Origin of the sequence: Candidatus Kuenenia stuttgartiensis (assembly GCF_900232105.1) — a bacterium.
Lineage (GTDB): Bacteria > Planctomycetota > Brocadiia > Brocadiales > Brocadiaceae > Kuenenia > Kuenenia stuttgartiensis_A.
This window is the reverse complement of record NZ_LT934425.1, coordinates 1,628,664-1,648,104: the sequence shown is the minus strand read 5'-3', so window position 1 is coordinate 1,648,104 and position 19,441 is coordinate 1,628,664. Positions and strand designations below refer to the sequence as shown.

Here is a 19,441-nt window from a genome sequence, read left to right as displayed (position 1 = left end):
GGCATAGCCATAATCAAACAAGCAAAAGGCACGAAACACGAAATACGAAACAAATTCTAATGACAACTGGAAATTGCCATTTGTAGCGCGACGAGGTTAGTCGCACTACATTGTTGGAAATTTTCAAAATACTAAATTATTACAACCTCTTTCGTATTTCGTGCGTCGTGTTGTTAGGTGTGTTTTGAATTTTATGCTTTATCATTAGGATTTGTTTCGTATTTCGTATTTTACCATTAAATATTTTGCCAAAAAGCACGCACTGACGAATGGAAGTGTGCAAAGAAATTACTGATAAGGTATTATATTCCAAAAAGAAGGAGGTGTTAAAAACATTATGCAATTGCTGGAAAAATTACACTTTAATGAAAAGGGGCTTATCCCCGCAGTCATAGCAGATGCTACTGACGGAAAAGCGCTTACGCTATGTTATATGAATAAAGACGCCGTGGTAAAAACCATTGAAACTGGGAAGATCCACGTGTTTCGCCGTTCTCAAAATCGGTTAATGCTGAAAGGAGAAACATCCGGGCATATTCAGTCCGTTAAAAGAATATACTTCGACTGCGAAGGCAACTCTCTGGTTTTTATGGTGGAGCAACATGTAGCGGCATGCCATGCAGGCTATAAGAGTTGTTATTACAGGGAATATATTCCACAGACAAATAGTATTCAGGTTGTGGAAGAAAAGGTATTTGATCCTGAAAATGTTTATAAATAGCCTGTGAATGCACTCTGCGCGTATTCGTAAAAAAACGAACCTGCCGCAACGTATCCTGTTTTCACAGCGTGTTTATAAGGCTTGTAGATGCTTTGGCGTTGCCATGACTCGCGGAAAAAACCCTTGAAAACAATAATATCTGATGTTATAGTCTACCTTTATTGTTTTTGGCAGTTACGTACTTGCTATCCTTAATTTTGCTCAAACTAAACCCGGGGGAGAAAAAATATGTCTAAATACAGGAAGTTTGTAAAGTTTTTCCTTTTAGCGGTATTTGTTGGAATGACGGGTTGTGCCGAATTGGACGAACTGAGGGTTTTGAACAGGCGGCAAGCAATTACAATAAGGGATCAGTCAGATGAAATCGCCAGATACAGGAATCAGCTTACATCAATGTCAGAGAAAATCAAAGCCAGCGAAGAAGAAATGGAAAAGCTCCGAAAACTGGCAGAATCAATTGGCGGTGGTGTTTCTGTTCGGGATACCTTTGAAGGGCCTGTAATCCTTTTCCCGGAAATGATTCTGTTTGATTCCGGAATGGCAACCATTAAGGCGCATGGAGAGGATGCCTTAAGAAAAATGGCAAGGTTTTTAGAGGAAAATCCTGCCAGTTCCCTGCGAATAGACGGGCACACCGACAGCGACCCCATTATAAAAACAAAACACTTGTGGGATTCTAACCATCATTTATCCGCTGCTCGCGCGTTAAGTGTCTTTCATTTTTTAACAAAAAAAGGAAACATTCCGGAGCAAAGGATACATATTGCTGGTTTCGGACCTAACCGTCCTATAGCACCAAACACTACTCCGGCTGGAAAAAAGGAAAACAGGAGAGTTGAATTTTTAATCTTGCCTACAGTGGCATCCTTACCGCCAAAAGAAGCCTTGTTTCGTGAGTAACTAGCCGGCAATAATTGAGAACGAAAGAACCTATAATGCGTATTCGCAGAAACCGGGTATTTTTAACTATGCTGAGAATATTTTGCGGATATTTTTAAAGGAAAAGCTGTTTTTGCGGGATTATTTTTTCCACCATCGCTATCGTCGAAACCTTTCCGCTTTTCATTAAAACATTTGGCTGCATTATCTCCAATCCGCAATGCAAAGTATCGAACACATGGTTCTGGCCCTAAAGAATTTTCCATTTCTTTGATTTTTTTGGAACTCTGAGTGCTGGATTTTGGTTTGTTGTTTTTATGTAAATTATTTACATAAAGGGCAGTAAGTTTTTACGTATTGAGTTTGAGGGTAAAAAAAACTGCTGATCACGTATTTTTTTAAGAAACAGCCAAAATTGCATTCGTAATATCAAGGATAACATTCGTTAATGCATCATACTGTTTTGTTGTTTGGTTTAATTTGTTAAAAAAATTTATTTATAGGTTCTTATAATAATGGAAAGTAGTAAAGGGAAATCGACGCGTGTTAAAAACGGAACCATAGTTGATGAAAAGAAAATAGGCGTAAACAAGTCTGAAGAAAAGAAAAGAAAAGATACAAACAAGGTCTGGGATTTTTTCTGCTCGGTCAAACTAGCCGTAATAATTATCCTGTTAATGGCCGTTGCATGTGTGCTGGGAACATTCATTGTTCAGGGAAGGTCATTTGAAGAATATACGGCACGGTATGGATATGGACTTGCTACGGTTGTTCGAATAACACAATTAAATAATGTTTTTTATTCACATTGGTTTTCGTTACTTTTGGTAATGCTGTGCGCAAATCTCATATGTTGTACTATAAGGAGATGGCGGAACACCTTTCTGCAAACTGGTTTTGTGCTTACGCATCTCAGTTTGATCTTGATATTGTTGGGTGGGGTGATTAAGTTTCAGATGGGGGTTAAGGGAGGTGTAAATGTTTATATCGGGAAATCGGTTGATTACTTTTTAACGCAAAAAATAGACAGTATGGGCCGGACGGATTATATTAAAAAACCTCTGCCCTTTACAATTGCGCTCGACAACTTCATCCTCGAAAAAAATGAACCAAAATTTCAACTTACAACGTATGTTAAAGATAAAGATAAACAGAAGATATTAGAGGTAAAGGTTGGTAAAAGACAGCGGATACCCGGCTCAGAGTATAATGTGGTCATTAATGACTATGTTCCGGACGCAGAGTTACGACAGGAACCTGTTAATGAATCAGACAGGCCGGATAACCCGGCTGTCTTTATTAAACTCCTCGGGTCGGAAAGAGCCCTTGCGGAAGGTTGGCTACTGGCGCACGCAAATAATTATCATGATGAAAAGAAGCAAGACTTGCGGCTGGAATATATCTGGTTGCCTTCTAAGCAGGAATTTGATAACGCAGTAACTACGGTACAAAATGTTGATGCAAAAATAACGGCTTCTGTTCCTGATCTCGGAATTCTTCAGGATTATTCGCTGGAATTGAATAAGACATTTAAACTAGGTGCATCGGAGTACTCACTGCGAATATTGGAATATGTGCTTAATTACGGAGACAAAAGGCCTGTTAGCGAACAGCCGGCAAACAATCCTGCCGTACACGTTGAAATAGAAGGGCCTGACGGCTTAGAAAAACGCTGGATATTTGAAAGTTTTCCTGATTGGGATAAGATGCATCCCTTAAAATATGAGAACATAAAGATTTCCTGTAGCGGTATTGCAAAAGCGCATATGACAAGAAACGTAATCAGGGTCTGTCAGGCTCCCGACGGAAACCAAAAACTCGTTTACATAAAGGATAAACAGATATTAGAAACCATGCCGTGGGAATTGAACAAACAGTATTCGTTTGCGAATAATGATCTTCAGCTAATAATTACCAGATATTTCCCTTCTTTCAACATAAAACAAGATGTAGTCAAAAAATCTGACCAGGTGGGTACTCCAGCCATACACGTGAGAATCAATGGACCACGCGGGAAAAAAGAAGAGTGGTTGTTTGCAAACAGTAAATACGCTACATGGTATAAAGATAATAACTTTGCAGTTCTTTACGAATCTACCGGGGAATCTATTAAACATTACGTTAGTGATTTGAGGATAGTAAAAAACAACCAGACTATAATAGAAAAATCAATCAAGGTAAACGACCCTTTAAAATACGATGGTTACGCAATTTATCAATCCAGTTATGATCCTGAAAAGTTGAGTTATTCTGGTTTGCAAATAGTAAAAGACCCCGGTATTCCTGTGGCTTATGCCGGTTTTGCAGCATTATGTGTTGGCGTTGTATTTATATTTTACGTAAAACCTTTTTTGCGTAAAAAACTAAAAAAAGAAAATGAGGTGGCGGAAAATGAGTATAGTTAATCTTACTTTAATTGTATATGTATTAGCGGCAATCGCTTATATTGTAAGAGAAATATGGATGTCTGTTCCTGCTAAATGGACATCACTAGGGCTTCTTATCCTGGCATTTTGTTTTAACTTAACGCTCGTATTAAAACGTTCCATAGAAGCGGGGCATCCGCCGTTTTCCAATCTATACGAATCTCTTATATTTTATGCGTGTTGCACCGCCTTTGTGTATATAATCTTTGAATTTATTTATGATTTCAGGGTGGTAGGCGCATTATCCTCTGTTCTTGCAATGCTTATTTTGCTTTATGCGACCCTTCAGGACGACACAATAAGACCAATCATGCCCGCATTAAAAAGCAATTGGATGTTAGTACACGTTATAACCTATATGCTCGGATATGCCGCTTTTGGCATTGCGTTTGTTACCAGCATAATATATCTGGTTGTAAAACCCTTTTCTAAGAAACAAGTCGATATTAAGTCCGGCGGATCCGGCAAGGAAATGTCGGTTAGGAATTTTGATAAGCTGAGTTACAAAATCGTTGCTTTCGGATTTCCCTTTCTTACCTTGGGAATGGTTACCGGCGCAGTATGGGCGAAAAAGGCTTGGGGAGACTACTGGTCGTGGGATCCAAAGGAGACATGGTCTTTGATTACATGGCTTGCGTATTTGGCCTATCTGCATACCCCCCTTGTTTTGCCCAAAATGAAAGTAAGCAAATCAAAGATGGCCGTTATCTTATCGTTCTGGTTGTTGGTTTGTTTTGGTATTGTAAACTTCACCTTCGTTGGTTTAAATTATTTACCTTCGGCGGAAGATAGCGCACATGTTTACGGTGCAAAGTGATTCTTTAACTGTTTGATTTTTTCACCTATGTCAAATGTTAGAGCGCACGTATATATCCGGGGCCATGTTCTGGGAGTGTTTTTCCGTGCCACCACAAAAGAGAAGGCCTCAGAGTATGGAATACATGGTTGGGTGAAGAATTGTACCGATGGCCGGGTAGAGGCGGTCTTTGAAGGTAAAAAAGAGGCGGTTGATAAAATAATCGATTGGTGCTGGAAAGGCCCCGCGGGCGCTTTTGTTGAAGAAATGCAAGTTCATAAGGAAGAACATTCCGACGCATTTGACGGATTTTCTATAATATTTTAGCGTGCTTGATATCATAGCAACAAATACGGGTATCATTGTTTTCGTCAAAGTGCAAGCCGGTTCAGGCAAGGATCGTATCGTGGGGAATCTGGGAGGACGTCTGAAGTTAGCGGTCTCTGCAGCACCTGAAAAGGGCAAGGCCAACAAGGCAGTAGTTGAATTGCTGGCAGAAACATTTCATATTAATTCGTCTTCTATACACATCATTTCTGGAAAGACTTCCCGGGACAAAAAAATAATGATAGAGGGCGTGACTCCTGAAAGCATAAATACTTTATTGAATTTTAATTTATAGAAAACCCCGCCAACCATCATGGATTATAAAAAAACACTTAACCTGCCTGCTACCAAGTTTTCAATGAAAGCAAATTTACTCGAAAAAGAGCCTCTTATTCAGAAAAAATGGGAAAAGGACGTGCTCTATGAACAAATTCGCGCAGCACGAACAAATAAGAAAAAATATATACTGCACGACGGCCCTCCCTATCCTACGGGTGAATTACACATTGGAACGGGGTTGAATAAAATATTAAAAGACTTTATTGTGCGTTTTTTCACGATGGAGGGATACGATGCCCCTTACGTTCCAGGGTGGGATTGCCATGGGCTTCCTATTGAACATCGAGTTATGCAAGAGGTTGGAAGTGAAGTTAAACATCTCACAAAGACGGAAATACGCAAAAAATGTAAAAAATATGCGGAGAAATTCGTCACTATTCAAAAAAAACAATTCAAGGCGCTAGGTGTACTCGGAGACTGGGAACATCCATATCTTACCTTCACCCCCGCGTACGAAGCGGGCGTTATTGAGGTATTTGCAAAACTCGTTGAAAACGGTTACGTATACAGGAGCAGAAAACCTATCCATTGGTGTACACGTTGCGCTACTGCCCTCGCAGAGGCGGAACTTGAATACCATGACAAAACAAGCCCTTCCGTCTACGTACATTTTAAGATAAAGGACACGCTTAAAAACTTTTTCCCTGATGACGGGAACGAAGGTGTTTCTTTAATGATCTGGACAACTACACCGTGGACACTACCGGCAAATCTGGCAATAGCACTACACCCTGGTTACGATTACACGGCAATCCGTTATTTTCACCCCAAAACAAATAAAAAAGAGGTTTCCTTACTGGCTGATGGCCGTATCGATGAAGTACTGCAATCATTGGGCATAAAAGACTTTAAAAAACTTGGTACAGTAAAGGGGATCGAGCTGGAGGGGGTAAAATATCAACATGCTTTCATGGATAGAACGGGTTTTGTCGTCATGGCAGATTATGTTACTTTATCTGACGGCACGGGTTGTGTTCATATAGCGCCGGGGCACGGTCAGGAAGATTTTATTACGGGCATTAAATACCATTTGCCTGTTCTGAGTCCCGTTAATGCTGAAGGCGTCTTCACGGGTGAAGCAGGTGAATTTGCCGGTCAAAACATTATAGAAGGCAATACCTCTATAATTAATAAACTTGATGCAGTCGGAGCGCTTCTTCAGAAAACAAATATAACCCACTCATACCCCCATTGCTGGCGTTGCAAAAACCCCGTAATATTCAGGGCCACGGAGCAGTGGTTTGTTAATCTCGACCACAATAATTTACGCAGCACTGTTTTAAAGGAAATTAAAAACGTAAAATGGATACCTTCGTGGGGTGAAAACAGAATGGAAAAAATGGTATCCGACCGACCCGATTGGTGCATTTCGCGGCAGCGTTCGTGGGGTGTGCCGATACCGGCCTTTTTTTGTAAAAATTGCGGACAAGAACACATTGACGCAAAGACTATTTTCTTTGTGCGGGACAAATTTGAAGCGGAAGGAGCGGATGCATGGTTTTTTAAGGATGCATCTCATTTCCTGTCCCAGGATGCTCAATGTAAAAAATGCGGAAGCGTTCATTTTGAAAAAGAAATGGATATCTTTGACGTATGGTTTGAATCCGGCTCAAGCCACAATTCCGTATTAAGAAAACGATCAGAATTAGAATATCCTGCCGACCTTTACCTGGAGGGAACCGATCAGCATCGCGGATGGTTTCAGCTTTCACTTATTCCTTCAGTCGGTGCATGGGGAAAGGCGCCCTTTAAATCCGTTTTGACACATGGATTTGTCGTTGATGAAATGGGCGAAAAGATGTCAAAATCTATCGGGAATTTTATTTCCGTAGAGGATATTTTAAAGGAATTTGGAGCGGATATACTGAGATTATGGACATCTTCCATGGATTATCAGCACGACATGGGGGTATCCCGCAATTTAATCAACAGATGTTCAGATGCGTACCGACGCATTCGCAATACCTTCAGATATTTACTCAGTAATCTTTACGATTTTAATCCACACGAAAACGCCATACCTCACGATGCTTTGCTGGAGATTGACCGCTGGGCAATACATAAAACACAGGAATTGATAAAACAGATTACTGTTAATTACGAAACCTTACAGTTTCACAAGGTATTTCATAGCATCCACAACTTTTGCGCGGTAGAAATGAGTTCGTTTTATCTCGATATTTTAAAAGATCGTCTCTATACCTTTGCGAAAGACTCGAGGGAACGACGTGCGGCACAAACTGCCCTCCACACCATTTTACTTACCCTGGTAAAACTCTCCGCTCCCATCATCGTTCACACGGCTGAAGAAGTCTGGTCAAATATTGAATTTAAGGATGAAGACCTTTGGAGTATTCATTTAACAACATTTCCAAAATGTAATCCTGCATGGACTGATGCTTCGTTAAATCAAAATTGGGAAAATCTGATAAATATCCGTACCGATGTGGCGAAAGAACTGGAAAAAATGCGTGCGGCAAAAGCCATTGGTAATTCATTAGAGGCATCGGTGTCCCTTTTTACCGAAAATGAAGACCGTTACAAATTTCTCATAAAATATGAAAACGACCTGCCGGCATTATTTATCGTATCGGAAGTAAAGGTACGCCGCAATGGCATTGGCAAAAATGCGGTAAAAGGGGAGTTAACACAAGATATTTGGATTGAATGTGACGTATCACAACATAAAAAATGTGAACGATGCTGGAATTACAGGGAAAGCGTTGGAACGGTCAAAGAGTTTCAAACCCTCTGTGGTAGGTGCGCTGATGTTCTGACGGACTTCCGCTGAACAAGGAGCGTCAAAGATTCAAAAACCCCTTCCATAATAACAGCATCGCTAATAATAATTCCCAAATTTTAAAAAAGTGAACCGCAGTAGAAAGGAGATGTAAATGGAATTCATTTTTAAATTAATCACGTTTACAGCAGCTATTGTTGCCCTTATATTACTTGCAAAGGCAAGGCATGGCAAGACGGTTACGCCTGCTATTGTATCACTGGTCGTATGCCTTGGTTTTGACCTTCTGGAAGAAATATCCTTATTTTATAAAAAGAAGCTCACCATCGAAGTGGCCACTCTTGAAACATTTACTGCAATTCTTGTAATTATAACCCTGATATATGCCTTTCTTCTTAGAAGGGAAGAAAGATTCCTTGGATATGCAATACTGTGTACTGCCTTGACAGCAACCCTCTGTGGTCTTGAACTCATCTTCTTCCTTTTCATAAAAAATTTAGGCATAGGTATTGTGTAATCTGAAAAAGAACCAGAGAATCTTTACGGGCAAGGCAGCATAACGCCCGGAGAGGCATTACTACAGAGTTCCCTCTACCGGCGAGGGAAGTTTGAAAGCGGAAAGGTAACATGGGCAGCTTGCGGCCAAACCATTATTACACGGCTATCCCTGCATCTACAGCTCCCAATTCGGTGTGTAAGACCTCCCATTTCTTATAAAGGTCGTTTAACTCTGCGGAAACTGATTTATGTTGTTTATTGATGATAATATGCCTTTCCTTGTCATTATATAATTCGGTATCTAAAAGGGTTTGGTCAAGTTCTTTTTTTTGCGTTTCAAGGTAGGAGATTCTTTCCTCGATTTTTTGAAGTTCTTTTGTGAACTTTCTTCTTTTAGCGTTTTGTTCCTTTTTTTGTAAAAATATCTGCTTTTGAGTGGTTATCCCTGAAGATTTTAATTCTGGCGCTTCCTGTCCCGCCGTTTTATGTGTTCCTGACCGTAATTCCGCCTCTCTTTTTTCTAAGAAATCCTTAAAACTGCCCAGATGAATGAAAAGATTTCCCTCTTTCAGTTCATAAACCTTTGAAACGAGTCCGTCCAGAAAGTCTCTGTCGTGGGAAACAATTAAAAGACTTCCCGGGTAATTCAGTAACGCCTCTTTGAGTACTTTTTTGGTAGTGATATCAATATGATTTGTGGGTTCATCCAGCACGAGGAAATTCGTTGGTTTTAAAAGAGTTTTTGCAAGGCACAGACGCGATTTTTCTCCGCCGCTTAAAACGTTTACCGTTTTAAACACGTCATCTCCGGAGAAGAGAAATGCCCCCAGAAGGTGTCTTACGTGCGGCATCATAGAAAACGGAGCAATGGATTCGACTTCCTCCAATACCGTATTGTCACCCTGGAGGCTTTCCGCGGTTTCCTGTGCAAAATAGTCAGCGAGCACATTGTGTCCGAAAGTGGCAGTACCGCTTTGGGGCGTATGCAAACGGTTTATAATGCGTAATAATGAGGATTTTCCAGAGCCGTTTTGCCCTACGAGCGCAACCTTTTCTCCCCGTTCTATGGAAAGGCAAACTCCCTGAAATACCCATTGATCTGCATATTTGCAGGAAACGTCTTTCACTTCAAGGACGCTTGCACCGCTTTGTTTTGCAGGAGGGAACCTGAAGGTAACCCTGTGAACCGTGTTTTCAGGCAAGGTCTCTTTTTCCATTTTTCCAAGCATTTTGATTCGGCTCTGTACCTGTGACGCCTTTGTATTTTTTGACCGAAATCGCTCGATAAATCTTTCTACTTCTTTAATTTTCTTCTGTTGATTGACATAGCGTGAAGTTTGCAGCCCACTCCTTTTTTCTTTTTCGGTTTCATAAAAAGAATAATTGCCGTGATATTCAGTGATATTCCCCTTCTCAAGCTCCCAGATACCAGAAACATTCCGGTCTAAAAAAGCCCTGTCATGGGAAATAATAATCAACCCCCCGTTTAATTCCTTAAGGTACTGCTCAAGCCAGAGAATAGAATCAACGTCAAGATGGTTTGTGGGTTCGTCCAGAAGCAGGATATCCGGTTCTTGCAGCAACAGCCTGGCTAAGGCAACACGCATCCGCCACCCACCGCTCAGGGCGTCAATATCTTTCCTGAAATCGGCGTCCTTAAAACCGATGCCTTTTAATACCTTTTCAATTTCAGCATTCATTTTGTTTGCGTTCACCACCGATAACTGATGTAGCAGGTGTGTGTGCCGGTCAAGGAGTAGCTGGCGGTCTTCATCGGTAAGGGAAGGGCTGTCAAGGTCTTTATGTACCGCATCTATTTGCCGGTTCAAATGGTGAATGTCTTCAAAGACGGAACCCGCCTCCTCAAAAACAGTTTTTTTGCTGAACGCAAAACATTCCTGAGGCAGGTATCCTGTTTTCACGCCTTTCGCATAAATAATACTCCCGGAAGAGGGTTCAATATATTTGCAGATGAGCTTGAAAAATGTGGATTTGCCCGCGCCATTGGGTCCGATTAATCCAATGCGGTCGTTCAATCGAATTTGCAGAGAAAGCTCGTCAAAAATGACGGTAGAGCCAAAATTCAGACAAACGTTATGAAAACGAATCATTTTTTATCACCATAGTTATTAAAAGATACATTTTTACCTTTGCCGCACAGGGCAAACCTAAACAGACGGTCAGAAGACGGACTTCATTGCGCTGCCGGAAATTTACCGGTATTACAAGAATACGAAATCACAAAGTATGTATCAATGCCGTTTTTAAAAAAAGGTGTTGCCAAAAGGCTTCGCAGGCACGGATTGTCATGATTGATGGGTAACAGCGTGCACATGCGGGATCTGCTATGTTTTTTTATGTTGGAAGTATGCCCCCCCCAACGCCTGTCGGGGATATGTGTTATAACCATAAAAGTTGAAGCTTTTTTCCAAAAAACTAACGTACTGTTTAAAAACTGAATTTTTGTCAGGTTTTACTGTTTTTAAATCAGGATTTTTATGATATCCTATTTTACGTTTTTGAGTTTAATAATCAATTACTTTGATAAATAATGGAGAAATAAAATATGGTATTTTGGATTGCGACGCTCATATTCCTTGTATCTTTCGGGTTAATTGTCTCTGAAAAGATCGACAAAACTAAAGTGGCGCTCATTGGCGCAGGTTTGATGATCCTCCTTAAGATTGTCAGCCAACATGAAGCCTTTTATGAGGAACATTATGCTATAGATTATAATGTAATATTTTTGCTAATAAGCATGATGATTATTGTCAATATCCTTAAGAAAACAGGGATATTTCAATTTGTTGCTATTAAATCAGCAAAACTTGCGCGCGGGAAACCGTTTCTGATCCTCATTTTCTTTGCTTGTATAACGGCAGTTGCTTCCGCGTTTCTTGATAATGTTACCAGTGTTTTGCTTCTTATTCCCGTAACGTTGTTCATTGCGGAGGAGTTGGAATTGGATCCCTTTCCTTTTTTGATTACCGAGGTTATGGCATGCAATATTGGCGGTACTGCAACGCTTATTGGCGACCCCCCCAACATTATGATTGCCAGTAAGGTACATCTGACTTTTATGGATTTTATTTATCATTTAACACCTGCTGTATTCTTCATATTCGGGGGATTTCTCCTGACTGTCCGGTTTCTTTTTGCGAAAAAGATGCATGTAAGGGAAGACGTAAGACAGAAGATACTTGCAATGGACGAATATGCCTTAATTAAAGATGTTGGTTTATTAAAAAAATCACTTGGCGTGCTGGGCATGGTTATCCTTGGATTTATTTTTCATGGGGTATTTCATTACGAGCCGGCGACAATAGCACTGGTCGGCGCTGCTGTGCTGCTGATCATTTCTAAGGAAGATGTGCACCATGTGTTTCGGGATTTAGAGTGGTCTACGCTTTTCTTTTTTATGGGACTTTTTATTATTGTGGGGGGCGTTGTAAAGGTAGGTCTTATTTCAAAGCTTTCTGAAGGATTGATTGCACTGACGCAGCCAGGTGTGGAAAGCATGTTCACGTTATCGATTGTCCTGTTGTGGTTTTCCGCGATAGGTTCGGCGATTGTTGATAATATTCCTTTTGTTGCAAGTATGATTCCACTTGTAAAGGACACGGCAGAGGTGGTATTGCCGCAAGGATGGGATATTACGCCGGTGCTTCAGCATCCAACCCTTATGCCCGTATGGTGGTCGTTAGCGTTGGGCGCTTGCCTTGGTGGGAACGGTACCCCCATTGGCGCCTCCGCAAATGTTATTACCATAGGTCTTTCTGAAAAAGCAGGGTACCCGATAACCTTCAGAAAATTTCTCATCTATTCAATACCAATTACTTTAGAAACATTGGTATTGGCGACTATTTATGTTGTAGTCAGATATTATGTGTTCATCTAAACCCTAAGCTGGCTGTACCAGCTTAGATAGTTTAATGGAAGTGGCGGAACTATTACCTGTGATTCAGATACTGTTTGCAAATCTGTTGAATATGGTTCACGATATTACCTAACGGATAAAATTCTAACAATCCCTGCCCCAAGGTGTAGATGTGCCTCCATATTCCTATTCTGACTGCGTACATTGCGGCAAGACCATTGCAAAAAAAGAAGACGCCATTATAAATGCCAACGGCGTTATTTTTTGCTGCTGGGGATGCGAAACCGTTTATTCAATTCTTAAAAAAGAACATTTCTCACTCATAAACAAACCTCACGCTGGCAGTTCCGAATATGATATTCTGGATAATGAATCTTTTTTAAGAGACTATTCAGTGTTGCAGGATGGCAGGCAAGGCATGAGATTTTTTGTCGAAGGGGTGCAATGCACCTCCTGCCTATGGATCATCGATCAGATTCCCTATTGGATTCCAGAGGTTGAAACTGTTCATTTGAACATGAGCCAAAATACCTTATTTGTGTCGCTAAAGAGCCCGGGGTTTTTCGGAAAAGTGGTATCCACCCTTGCGGCGTTAGGCTATAAAACATATCCGATCAGGAATACCGGCGAAGCAAGGCATTTCCAGAAAAAGGAAAACCACAGGCAGTTAATGAGGCTAGGCGTTGCAGGCGCCTGCGCGGGCAGTATTATGCTCTACTCGTTCGCCATTTATTCCGGGCTGACGGGCCCTATGGCTCAGGTGTTTCAGTATATAAACCTGGCATTTTTTCTTCCTGTGCTCTTTTACTGCGCCAGGCCGTTTTACGTAAATTTATGGAGGTCTTTCCGGGCGTGGCGGCCAAGCATCGATTTGCCCATTGTGCTTGCGGTGGTCATAGGTTTTGTTTTAAGCCTGCTTCATCTGATTCAGGGGCGTCAGGATCTTTATTTCGATTCGCTTTCCGTATTAATTTTTCTGTTATTGGCAAGCAGATATCTTCTGAACAGGACACAACAGAAATTTTTAAATAGTTCCTGTTTATTATCATTTTTTGAAGCACAAATATGCCGGAGATGGAACGAGGGCCGCCATGCCTATGAAAAGGTGTCTGCCAGCCATTTAAATGCCGGCGATAAAATCCTTGTTAACGAAGGAGAACGTATCCCGGCAGATGGGGAAATGATAAATGATTGGGTTAATATAAATCCCTCTGTTTTGACAGGCGAAAGCCTTCCGCAAAAACTTTTCAAAGGGGCAAAAATCTATGCCGGAACACAGGTGGTTTCCGGATACGCAGAAATTCTTATAGAACATACAACCGGTGGCAGCCGCATCGGAAGGATATTAAAAAAGGTTGAGGAGCAAATCTACAACAAAACACCCTTAATTTCACTGACGGACAAGGCTGCCCACTATTTTACGATCTTCATCCTCTCGTTGGGAATGCTGTTCTTCTTATTTTACAGCGTTATTGACATTGCCGAAGCGGTAAGACGAACGCTTGCCCTCATCATACTTGCATGTCCCTGCGCCTTAGCATTTGCAACGCCGCTGACGCAAAGCCTATCCTTAAAAAAAGCCTCAAAAAAGGGGTATCTGATAAAAAATGCCGAATCACTTGAAAAACTAAGCAGGGTCAAAAACGTTTTTTTTGACAAAACAGGAACCATTACACAAGGGCAATTTGAGTTCTTAAAATGGAAATCTCCTCAGTCTGGCGAGTTTGTTAATTTTATGCCCGATACCATAACCCTTAATGCTATATATTCAATCGAAACACATTCTCCGCATCCCATTGCAAGGGCGTTGGTAAAGCAACTTGAAAAAGTCTGTGATGTGAAATTGCCTGTTTGTTCTTTAAAGGAAATTCCAGGGAAGGGTATTTCAGGAACAGTTGAAGATAATCATTATAAATTAATTTCCGCATTACCTGATGACGGCAATGACGATTCCGGCATTATAGCCAGTACCGTTGCTATATACCGGAATGAATTGCTTGTTGCCTATGCCTGTTTAGGGGACAAACTTCGCAAAGATGCAAAAGAAACAATAACTGCATTAAAAAAATCAGGCATAAAACCACATATAGTTTCAGGGGACAACGACTCCACGGTGCGGAATGTTGCAAAAAAACTAGGGCTGGCAGATGACTCTCTCTATGCAGGGGTTTCACCGGAAGAGAAAAGCACGATCGTCAATAAAGTTTCAAATGCTCTTATGGTAGGTGATGGAGTAAACGACGCCCTTGCCATGTCATCCTGCTCCATTGGCATTGCCGTTCAGGGCAGCGTAGCGGCGAGTTTGGTCGCTGCGGACATCTATTCAGCGAAGGAGGGGGTTTCTCCTGTTTTAGACCTGATTTTATTAAGCAAAAACACTATCTCTATTATCAAGAGAAACCTTGTCATTTCCTTTCTTTATAACTTTGCCGGTGGAATAGCCGCTCTTTTCGGCGTTATCTCGCCCCTTGTTGCGGCAATACTTATGCCTGTAAGTTCTCTCGTTATACTGCTTTCTACGGTAGCAGGCACAAAATTTACCAGAAAATTCAATAAATGGCTCCCCGCAAACATTCGTTAAAAATATTCCTTAATTCCTGTATTGTTGCAGCGCTGAATGCGGCTGTTTCCAGCATCCGGCGTGCTCCCGAGAGTAAATGAAACTGTCTTTTGTTAAACACGACGGGCGTTCCGGGATGATAGCAGGTGTTAAACTCCTCCACAAGTTTTTCATAGACAACGTCCAGGCCTTCCTTTTTTTGGGCGGAAATGTAATATACCGGAGATGCGATTTCCGATTCAATGATCTTTGTGTCTAATTGAGCGGGAAGGTCGGTTTTATTTATCAATGGAATGATGGTGTACGCACGCTGCCTTTCGTATGCTTTTGCCATTTTCCACGATTTCAATGCATCTAATATCTCCCTATCCTCATGATCGAGGGGCTTTGAATTATCAAATATAGCAAGCACCTTGTCCGCGCGTCCAAGCTGTTCCCGCGTCATTTCAATACTCATGGATTCCACGGTATCTTCTGTCTTTCTTATGCCTGCGGTATCTACAATTTCAAAGGGGATATCTTCGATAGAGATATATTCGCTTGCGTAATCACGCGTTGTTCCGGGTTCATGGTGCACAATCATTTGTTCTTCGCCGAGTACAGCGTTCATCAGTGTTGATTTTCCGACATTGGGCTTGCCAAGGATTACAATAGCCTGCGGGGATATTAATGCCATGCCGAACGGGGCGGTATTGAGCAGGGCGTCAATGCTGTGCGTCAGTTCTTTTAAAGGGAAAATGACTTCTTCCTCTGTATTGTGCCCTTCTGCGGAGGCGCATTCCATTTGTTTTGTAATGTCCATGCATTTGTGAAGCGTTTTTGACAATGCGCCGTTGTATTGGTCTAAAAGCACTTTTGCGCATAGTTTTGTGCGTGCCGCAACAAGTTCCGGCAACGCCTCCTTTTGAATAGCATCTATTTGGTCGTTTTCGAGCGCCTGTGCTGCCAGCCCTTCCCATGTTTCTTTTTTTGCCCCATGTGAAACAATCAGCTCATATACCCGCATGAGAATCCGAATGCCGCCGTGGCAATTTATTTCAACCACGTCTTCGCCGGTGAAACTGTTCCCTTGTTTTTCTACATTTAAAATAACCTCGTCGATCCTTTGATTGCCACTGACGATATGGCCGTAGTAAAGTTTGCCGTTTTCCGCATTGCAAAGGTCTTTTATGTGTTTCCCTTCAAAGATGTCATTCGCCATATTTAAAGCCTTAGGCCCGGAAACAACTATCTTGCCAATGCCCCCTTCGCCAATGGGAGTCACAATTGCGGCAATTGTTTCATGAGATAACTGGATATTCATTATTTGCTGACTATATTTTTATTGTTATGCTCTGGCAATATTTTGATGGGCCAATTCCTGCCTCACTTCGCCTGCGATGTATGCCGATCCGGTAATACAGAGTAAATCGTCAGGGGAGGCGGCATGTTGCGCTGCAATTACCGCATCTCTGGCGCTATTGCATATCTCCGCCCTTTTTCCATAGACGGCCTTTATCTTTTTGGCTAATTCTTCGGGCGGCACGGCGCGGGAGTTCGTGCTCTTTGTAACGAAAATATCATTTGCGCAAGGCACAATCTCTCGGAGAATGTTGTCTATGTCCTTATCCTGTGAAAATCCTAATATGACAACCAGTTTATTGAACGTGAAATGTTCAAATAGGGTCTCCCGCAATGCCGCCATTGATTCCACGGTATGGGCAAAATCCAGTACGATCAATGGTGTTTCCCCAAGAACCTCTATTCTCCCGGGACAACGTACGTGGGTAAACGCCTCACGTATGGTTTCGTTGTCGATTGAGATTTTGCCATGCTCACGCAGGACATCCAATGCCCCCAATGCCATCGCGCAGTTTTTTGCCTGATGTATTCCCATGAGTGGAATAAACAGATTCCCGTATACGCCTTGCCATGTTTTTATATTACACAGCAAACCCCTTGAGTTCTTATTTGTATAGGGCTGTGCGTCGTCTATCCTGATATCTTTGCCCAGTAGATAGAGTGGTGCTCCTTTTTCCATACAGACCTCTTTTATCACAGAAAGGGCTTCCGGTTTTTCTGCAGCAGAGATTACCGGTATGCCTTTTTTAATAATTCCAGCTTTTTCGTAGGCTATGCGGGGGATAGTGTTTCCCAGAATATTGACATGGTCGAGACCGATGTTGGTAATAACCGATACGAGCGGTAGTACTACATTGGTAGCATCTAAGCGCCCCCCCATTCCCACCTCCAGAACGGCCATCTCCGCCTGTTTTTCTTTAAAATAAAGGAAGCATATCGCCGTAAGCGTTTCAAAAAACGTAGGCGATTCTGCAGGAGTAGTATTTCTCAATCGCTGAATATCTGGCACGAGGACATTTAATGCTGCGGTAAAATCCTCTTCGGGTATCTTCGTATGATTTAACTGAATTCGTTCTTTAAGGTTTGTTAAATGGGGGGAAGTGAAAAGTCCGGTTTTATAACCGGCACGCTGAAGGACGGTTGACAACATAATTGCCGTAGACCCTTTTCCTTTTGTGCCTGTTATATGGAGGGAGGAAAATTCCCTGTGCGGATTACCAACTTGTTCAAGCAGGCGAACCATCCTGTCCAGATTGAAGGTCGAAGTATTATATTGGTAACTGATTAACTTTTCATAGTCGAGAGACGTATTGAGAAAAGCACACGCCTCTTCGTATGATCGTAAGCATAGGGTATTTCGGGCAATCATATTAACCGACATTCAGGAAATATCGTATAGGTAAACAAATCTATTTTCGAAAACATTACAGACCGGGGGCGAAGCATTTGCCTGCGTACAGTGTATAACACGTTCCCCATAACAAGGTTGATGCATGTGCAGCATTTAACCCTTCCTTCCCTTCCCTATGCAGGCAAATGCTTCGCCCCTACGTAGTTTTGTAAAAAAGTTGCAGTCATAAAAGTGTATCACCTCATATACTGTGAGTCAACGACACAAAACCCCTTATTTTGTGTCTCTATCCGTACGATTGAAAGTATTTGACCAAATATCCTTATTGTGTTATCATTTAGCCTTTTATAATACTTTGATTCATTACTTGTTGTCGGAGAATATACGCCACTATGGAAGAAGAATTAACCTATGCGTTAATAACGCCTTACAGTCTTTTAAAGAGTCGCACGGGTGGTATTTTGGGCCGGTTGCTCTCATTATCAAATCTTGAAGTTATCGGGGCGACAATGTTTGCTCCTGGCGATGAGTTTGTTGAGAAATATTGCGAAACCATCGGTGAACAGGAAGGAAAGTCCTCGTGGAAAGAGGTTATGATTAATTATATTAACAGCAGCCTGAGAAAGGGAAACAAGTTTGGCATTACCAACAGGGCGGTGCTGCTGTTCTTTAAAGGACATAATGCCATTAAAAAATTAAAAGACGATGTAATTGGCCCTATTTCAAGTTTTCAGGGGCATACTATCCGCGGCAGTTTTGGCGATTACATAGAACGTTCTGACGGTACGGTTGAGTATTTTGAACCTGCGGTTTTGACTGCCGCCGACCATAACTCTAACAAAAAACAATTGAAATTATTTACGGATTATTTAACAAACGACGGCGGAATTCTGGAAAATATTGTTTCATTTTCCGAAGGGGCAAAGCCGGAAACAACATTGGTAATATTAAAACCTTTTGAGAAGCAAAGCCCGTTACCTGGCAATATCATTGATATGTTTTCGAGAACGGGTTTGTTTATCGTGGGCATAAAATTGTTGTCGATGAGCATCGCCCAGGCGGAAGAGTTTTACGGTCCGCTGGTGGGCATATTTGAAGAAAAGCTAAAGCCCAAACCCGAGAAAATTGCGGCGCAGCTTAGAGAAGGTCTCAAGTCCATTTTCTCTTTTGAAATCCCGGATGTGACGATTAATGAACATGCAACGCAATTAACAGAGCAGTTAAAAGGGATAAATGCAAAACACGAATTCAATAAAATTGTGCATTACATGACGGGACTGGACGTGGCAAAGGCAACAGAAGCGGAGAAAAAAAATCCCGGTACCGCCCGCTGCCTTGCCCTTTTGTATCGCGGGCCGAATGCAATCAATGAAATAAGAAATATTTTGGGGCCTACCGACTCGAAAAAAGGCGAGCCGGGCAAGGTGCGCAGAATCTATGGGGAGGATATCATGAAAAATGCCGCCCATGCCTCGGATTCTGTGGAGAATGCGGAACGGGAAAGAAAGATTATCGGGTTGTGGAAAAGCGAAAGCGTGAAGGAACTAAAGACGCTGATAGAAGATTATTTAAGCAATAAATAATCA

At 41.7% G+C, this 19,441-nt stretch carries 14 protein-coding genes; 11 read left to right on the top strand and 3 right to left on the bottom strand.

All coding sequences use genetic code 11. The features are described from left to right. The first annotated feature begins 337 nt into the window (after positions 1–337). The 8 genes from hisI to KSMBR1_RS07485 all read left to right on the top strand — a co-directional run bounded on the left by hisI (position 338) and on the right by KSMBR1_RS07485 (position 8,745). Positions 338–721 carry a phosphoribosyl-AMP cyclohydrolase gene (gene hisI / locus KSMBR1_RS07525; protein WP_099324769.1) on the top strand — a complete coding sequence of 128 codons (384 nt, stop codon included), beginning with the start codon at positions 338–340 and terminating at the stop codon, positions 719–721. A gap of 228 nt (positions 722–949) precedes the next feature. Next, the gene (locus KSMBR1_RS07520) at positions 950–1,621 is read left to right on the top strand and encodes an OmpA/MotB family protein (RefSeq protein ID WP_099324768.1); all 672 of its coding nucleotides are present in this window, start codon (positions 950–952) and stop codon (positions 1,619–1,621) included. A gap of 494 nt (positions 1,622–2,115) precedes the next feature. Next, positions 2,116–4,005: a cytochrome c biogenesis ResB family protein gene (locus KSMBR1_RS07510; RefSeq protein WP_099324766.1), complete on the top strand. Its 1,890-nt coding sequence runs from the start codon at positions 2,116–2,118 to the stop codon at positions 4,003–4,005. Then, on the top strand, positions 3,992–4,843 hold the full coding sequence (gene ccsB / locus KSMBR1_RS07505; RefSeq protein ID WP_157820446.1) for a c-type cytochrome biogenesis protein CcsB: 852 nt from the start codon (positions 3,992–3,994) through the stop codon (positions 4,841–4,843). The genes KSMBR1_RS07510 and ccsB overlap by 14 nt, the downstream gene beginning before the upstream one ends. Before the next feature lie 27 nt (positions 4,844–4,870). After that, the gene (locus KSMBR1_RS07500; protein ID WP_099324764.1) at positions 4,871–5,149 is read left to right on the top strand and encodes an acylphosphatase; all 279 of its coding nucleotides are present in this window, start codon (positions 4,871–4,873) and stop codon (positions 5,147–5,149) included. Between the two features lies 1 nt (position 5,150). Continuing rightward, positions 5,151–5,444, top strand: a complete 294-nt coding sequence (locus KSMBR1_RS07495; protein WP_099324763.1) for a DUF167 domain-containing protein — start codon at positions 5,151–5,153, stop codon at positions 5,442–5,444. 63 nt (positions 5,445–5,507) lie between these two features. Continuing rightward, complete coding sequence (ileS, locus tag KSMBR1_RS07490; protein WP_230408053.1) at positions 5,508–8,279, top strand: isoleucine--tRNA ligase; 2,772 nt, start codon at positions 5,508–5,510, stop codon at positions 8,277–8,279. Positions 8,280–8,382: 103 nt separating this feature from the next. Further along, complete coding sequence (locus tag KSMBR1_RS07485; RefSeq protein WP_099324761.1) at positions 8,383–8,745, top strand: hypothetical protein; 363 nt, start codon at positions 8,383–8,385, stop codon at positions 8,743–8,745. 136 nt (positions 8,746–8,881) lie between these two features. On the opposite strand, the gene KSMBR1_RS07480 is transcribed toward KSMBR1_RS07485, so the two are convergent. Further along, positions 8,882–10,837 (bottom strand): ABC-F family ATP-binding cassette domain-containing protein, encoded by a 1,956-nt coding sequence (locus tag KSMBR1_RS07480; protein ID WP_099324760.1) that lies wholly within the window; start codon positions 10,835–10,837, stop codon positions 8,882–8,884. Between the two features lie 455 nt (positions 10,838–11,292). Here KSMBR1_RS07480 and KSMBR1_RS07470 point away from each other — a divergent pair, with 455 nt between their 5' ends. After that, positions 11,293–12,624 (top strand): ArsB/NhaD family transporter, encoded by a 1,332-nt coding sequence (locus tag KSMBR1_RS07470; protein ID WP_099324758.1) that lies wholly within the window; start codon positions 11,293–11,295, stop codon positions 12,622–12,624. A 151-nt stretch (positions 12,625–12,775) separates the two neighbouring features. Continuing rightward, on the top strand, positions 12,776–15,184 hold the full coding sequence (locus KSMBR1_RS07465) for a heavy metal translocating P-type ATPase (protein ID WP_099324757.1): 2,409 nt from the start codon (positions 12,776–12,778) through the stop codon (positions 15,182–15,184). On the opposite strand, the gene KSMBR1_RS07460 is transcribed toward KSMBR1_RS07465, so the two are convergent. Together KSMBR1_RS07460 and KSMBR1_RS07455 are read right to left on the bottom strand one after the other, a co-directional pair. Continuing rightward, on the bottom strand, positions 15,153–16,466 hold the full coding sequence (locus tag KSMBR1_RS07460; RefSeq protein ID WP_099324756.1) for a tRNA modification GTPase: 1,314 nt from the start codon (positions 16,464–16,466) through the stop codon (positions 15,153–15,155). The genes KSMBR1_RS07465 and KSMBR1_RS07460 overlap by 32 nt on opposite strands. Before the next feature lie 24 nt (positions 16,467–16,490). Next, on the bottom strand, positions 16,491–17,885 hold the full coding sequence (locus tag KSMBR1_RS07455; protein WP_099324755.1) for a bifunctional folylpolyglutamate synthase/dihydrofolate synthase: 1,395 nt from the start codon (positions 17,883–17,885) through the stop codon (positions 16,491–16,493). A 362-nt stretch (positions 17,886–18,247) separates the two neighbouring features. On the opposite strand from KSMBR1_RS07455, the gene KSMBR1_RS07450 reads away from it, so the two are divergent. Then, positions 18,248–19,438 (top strand): nucleoside-diphosphate kinase, encoded by a 1,191-nt coding sequence (locus KSMBR1_RS07450; RefSeq protein ID WP_099324754.1) that lies wholly within the window; start codon positions 18,248–18,250, stop codon positions 19,436–19,438. Positions 19,439–19,441 lie beyond the last annotated feature (3 nt).

Excerpts from the sequence above, each read along its gene's own strand:
- KSMBR1_RS07500 (WP_099324764.1), top strand. The coding sequence starts at position 4,871 with ATGTCAAATGTTAGAGCGCACGTATATATCCGGGGCCATGTTCTGGGA.
- KSMBR1_RS07450 (WP_099324754.1), top strand. The coding sequence starts at position 18,248 with ATGGAAGAAGAATTAACCTATGCGTTAATAACGCCTTACAGTCTTTTA.
- KSMBR1_RS07470 (WP_099324758.1), top strand. The coding sequence starts at position 11,293 with ATGGTATTTTGGATTGCGACGCTCATATTCCTTGTATCTTTCGGGTTA.
- KSMBR1_RS07455 (WP_099324755.1), bottom strand. The coding sequence starts at position 17,885 with ATGTCGGTTAATATGATTGCCCGAAATACCCTATGCTTACGATCATAC.
- KSMBR1_RS07480 (WP_099324760.1), bottom strand. The coding sequence starts at position 10,837 with ATGATTCGTTTTCATAACGTTTGTCTGAATTTTGGCTCTACCGTCATT.
- KSMBR1_RS07460 (WP_099324756.1), bottom strand. The coding sequence starts at position 16,466 with ATGAATATCCAGTTATCTCATGAAACAATTGCCGCAATTGTGACTCCC.
- hisI (WP_099324769.1), top strand. The coding sequence starts at position 338 with ATGCAATTGCTGGAAAAATTACACTTTAATGAAAAGGGGCTTATCCCC.
- KSMBR1_RS07485 (WP_099324761.1), top strand. The coding sequence starts at position 8,383 with ATGGAATTCATTTTTAAATTAATCACGTTTACAGCAGCTATTGTTGCC.
- KSMBR1_RS07520 (WP_099324768.1), top strand. The coding sequence starts at position 950 with ATGTCTAAATACAGGAAGTTTGTAAAGTTTTTCCTTTTAGCGGTATTT.
- ileS (WP_230408053.1), top strand. The coding sequence starts at position 5,508 with ATGAAAGCAAATTTACTCGAAAAAGAGCCTCTTATTCAGAAAAAATGG.
- KSMBR1_RS07510 (WP_099324766.1), top strand. The coding sequence starts at position 2,116 with ATGGAAAGTAGTAAAGGGAAATCGACGCGTGTTAAAAACGGAACCATA.
- ccsB (WP_157820446.1), top strand. The coding sequence starts at position 3,992 with ATGAGTATAGTTAATCTTACTTTAATTGTATATGTATTAGCGGCAATC.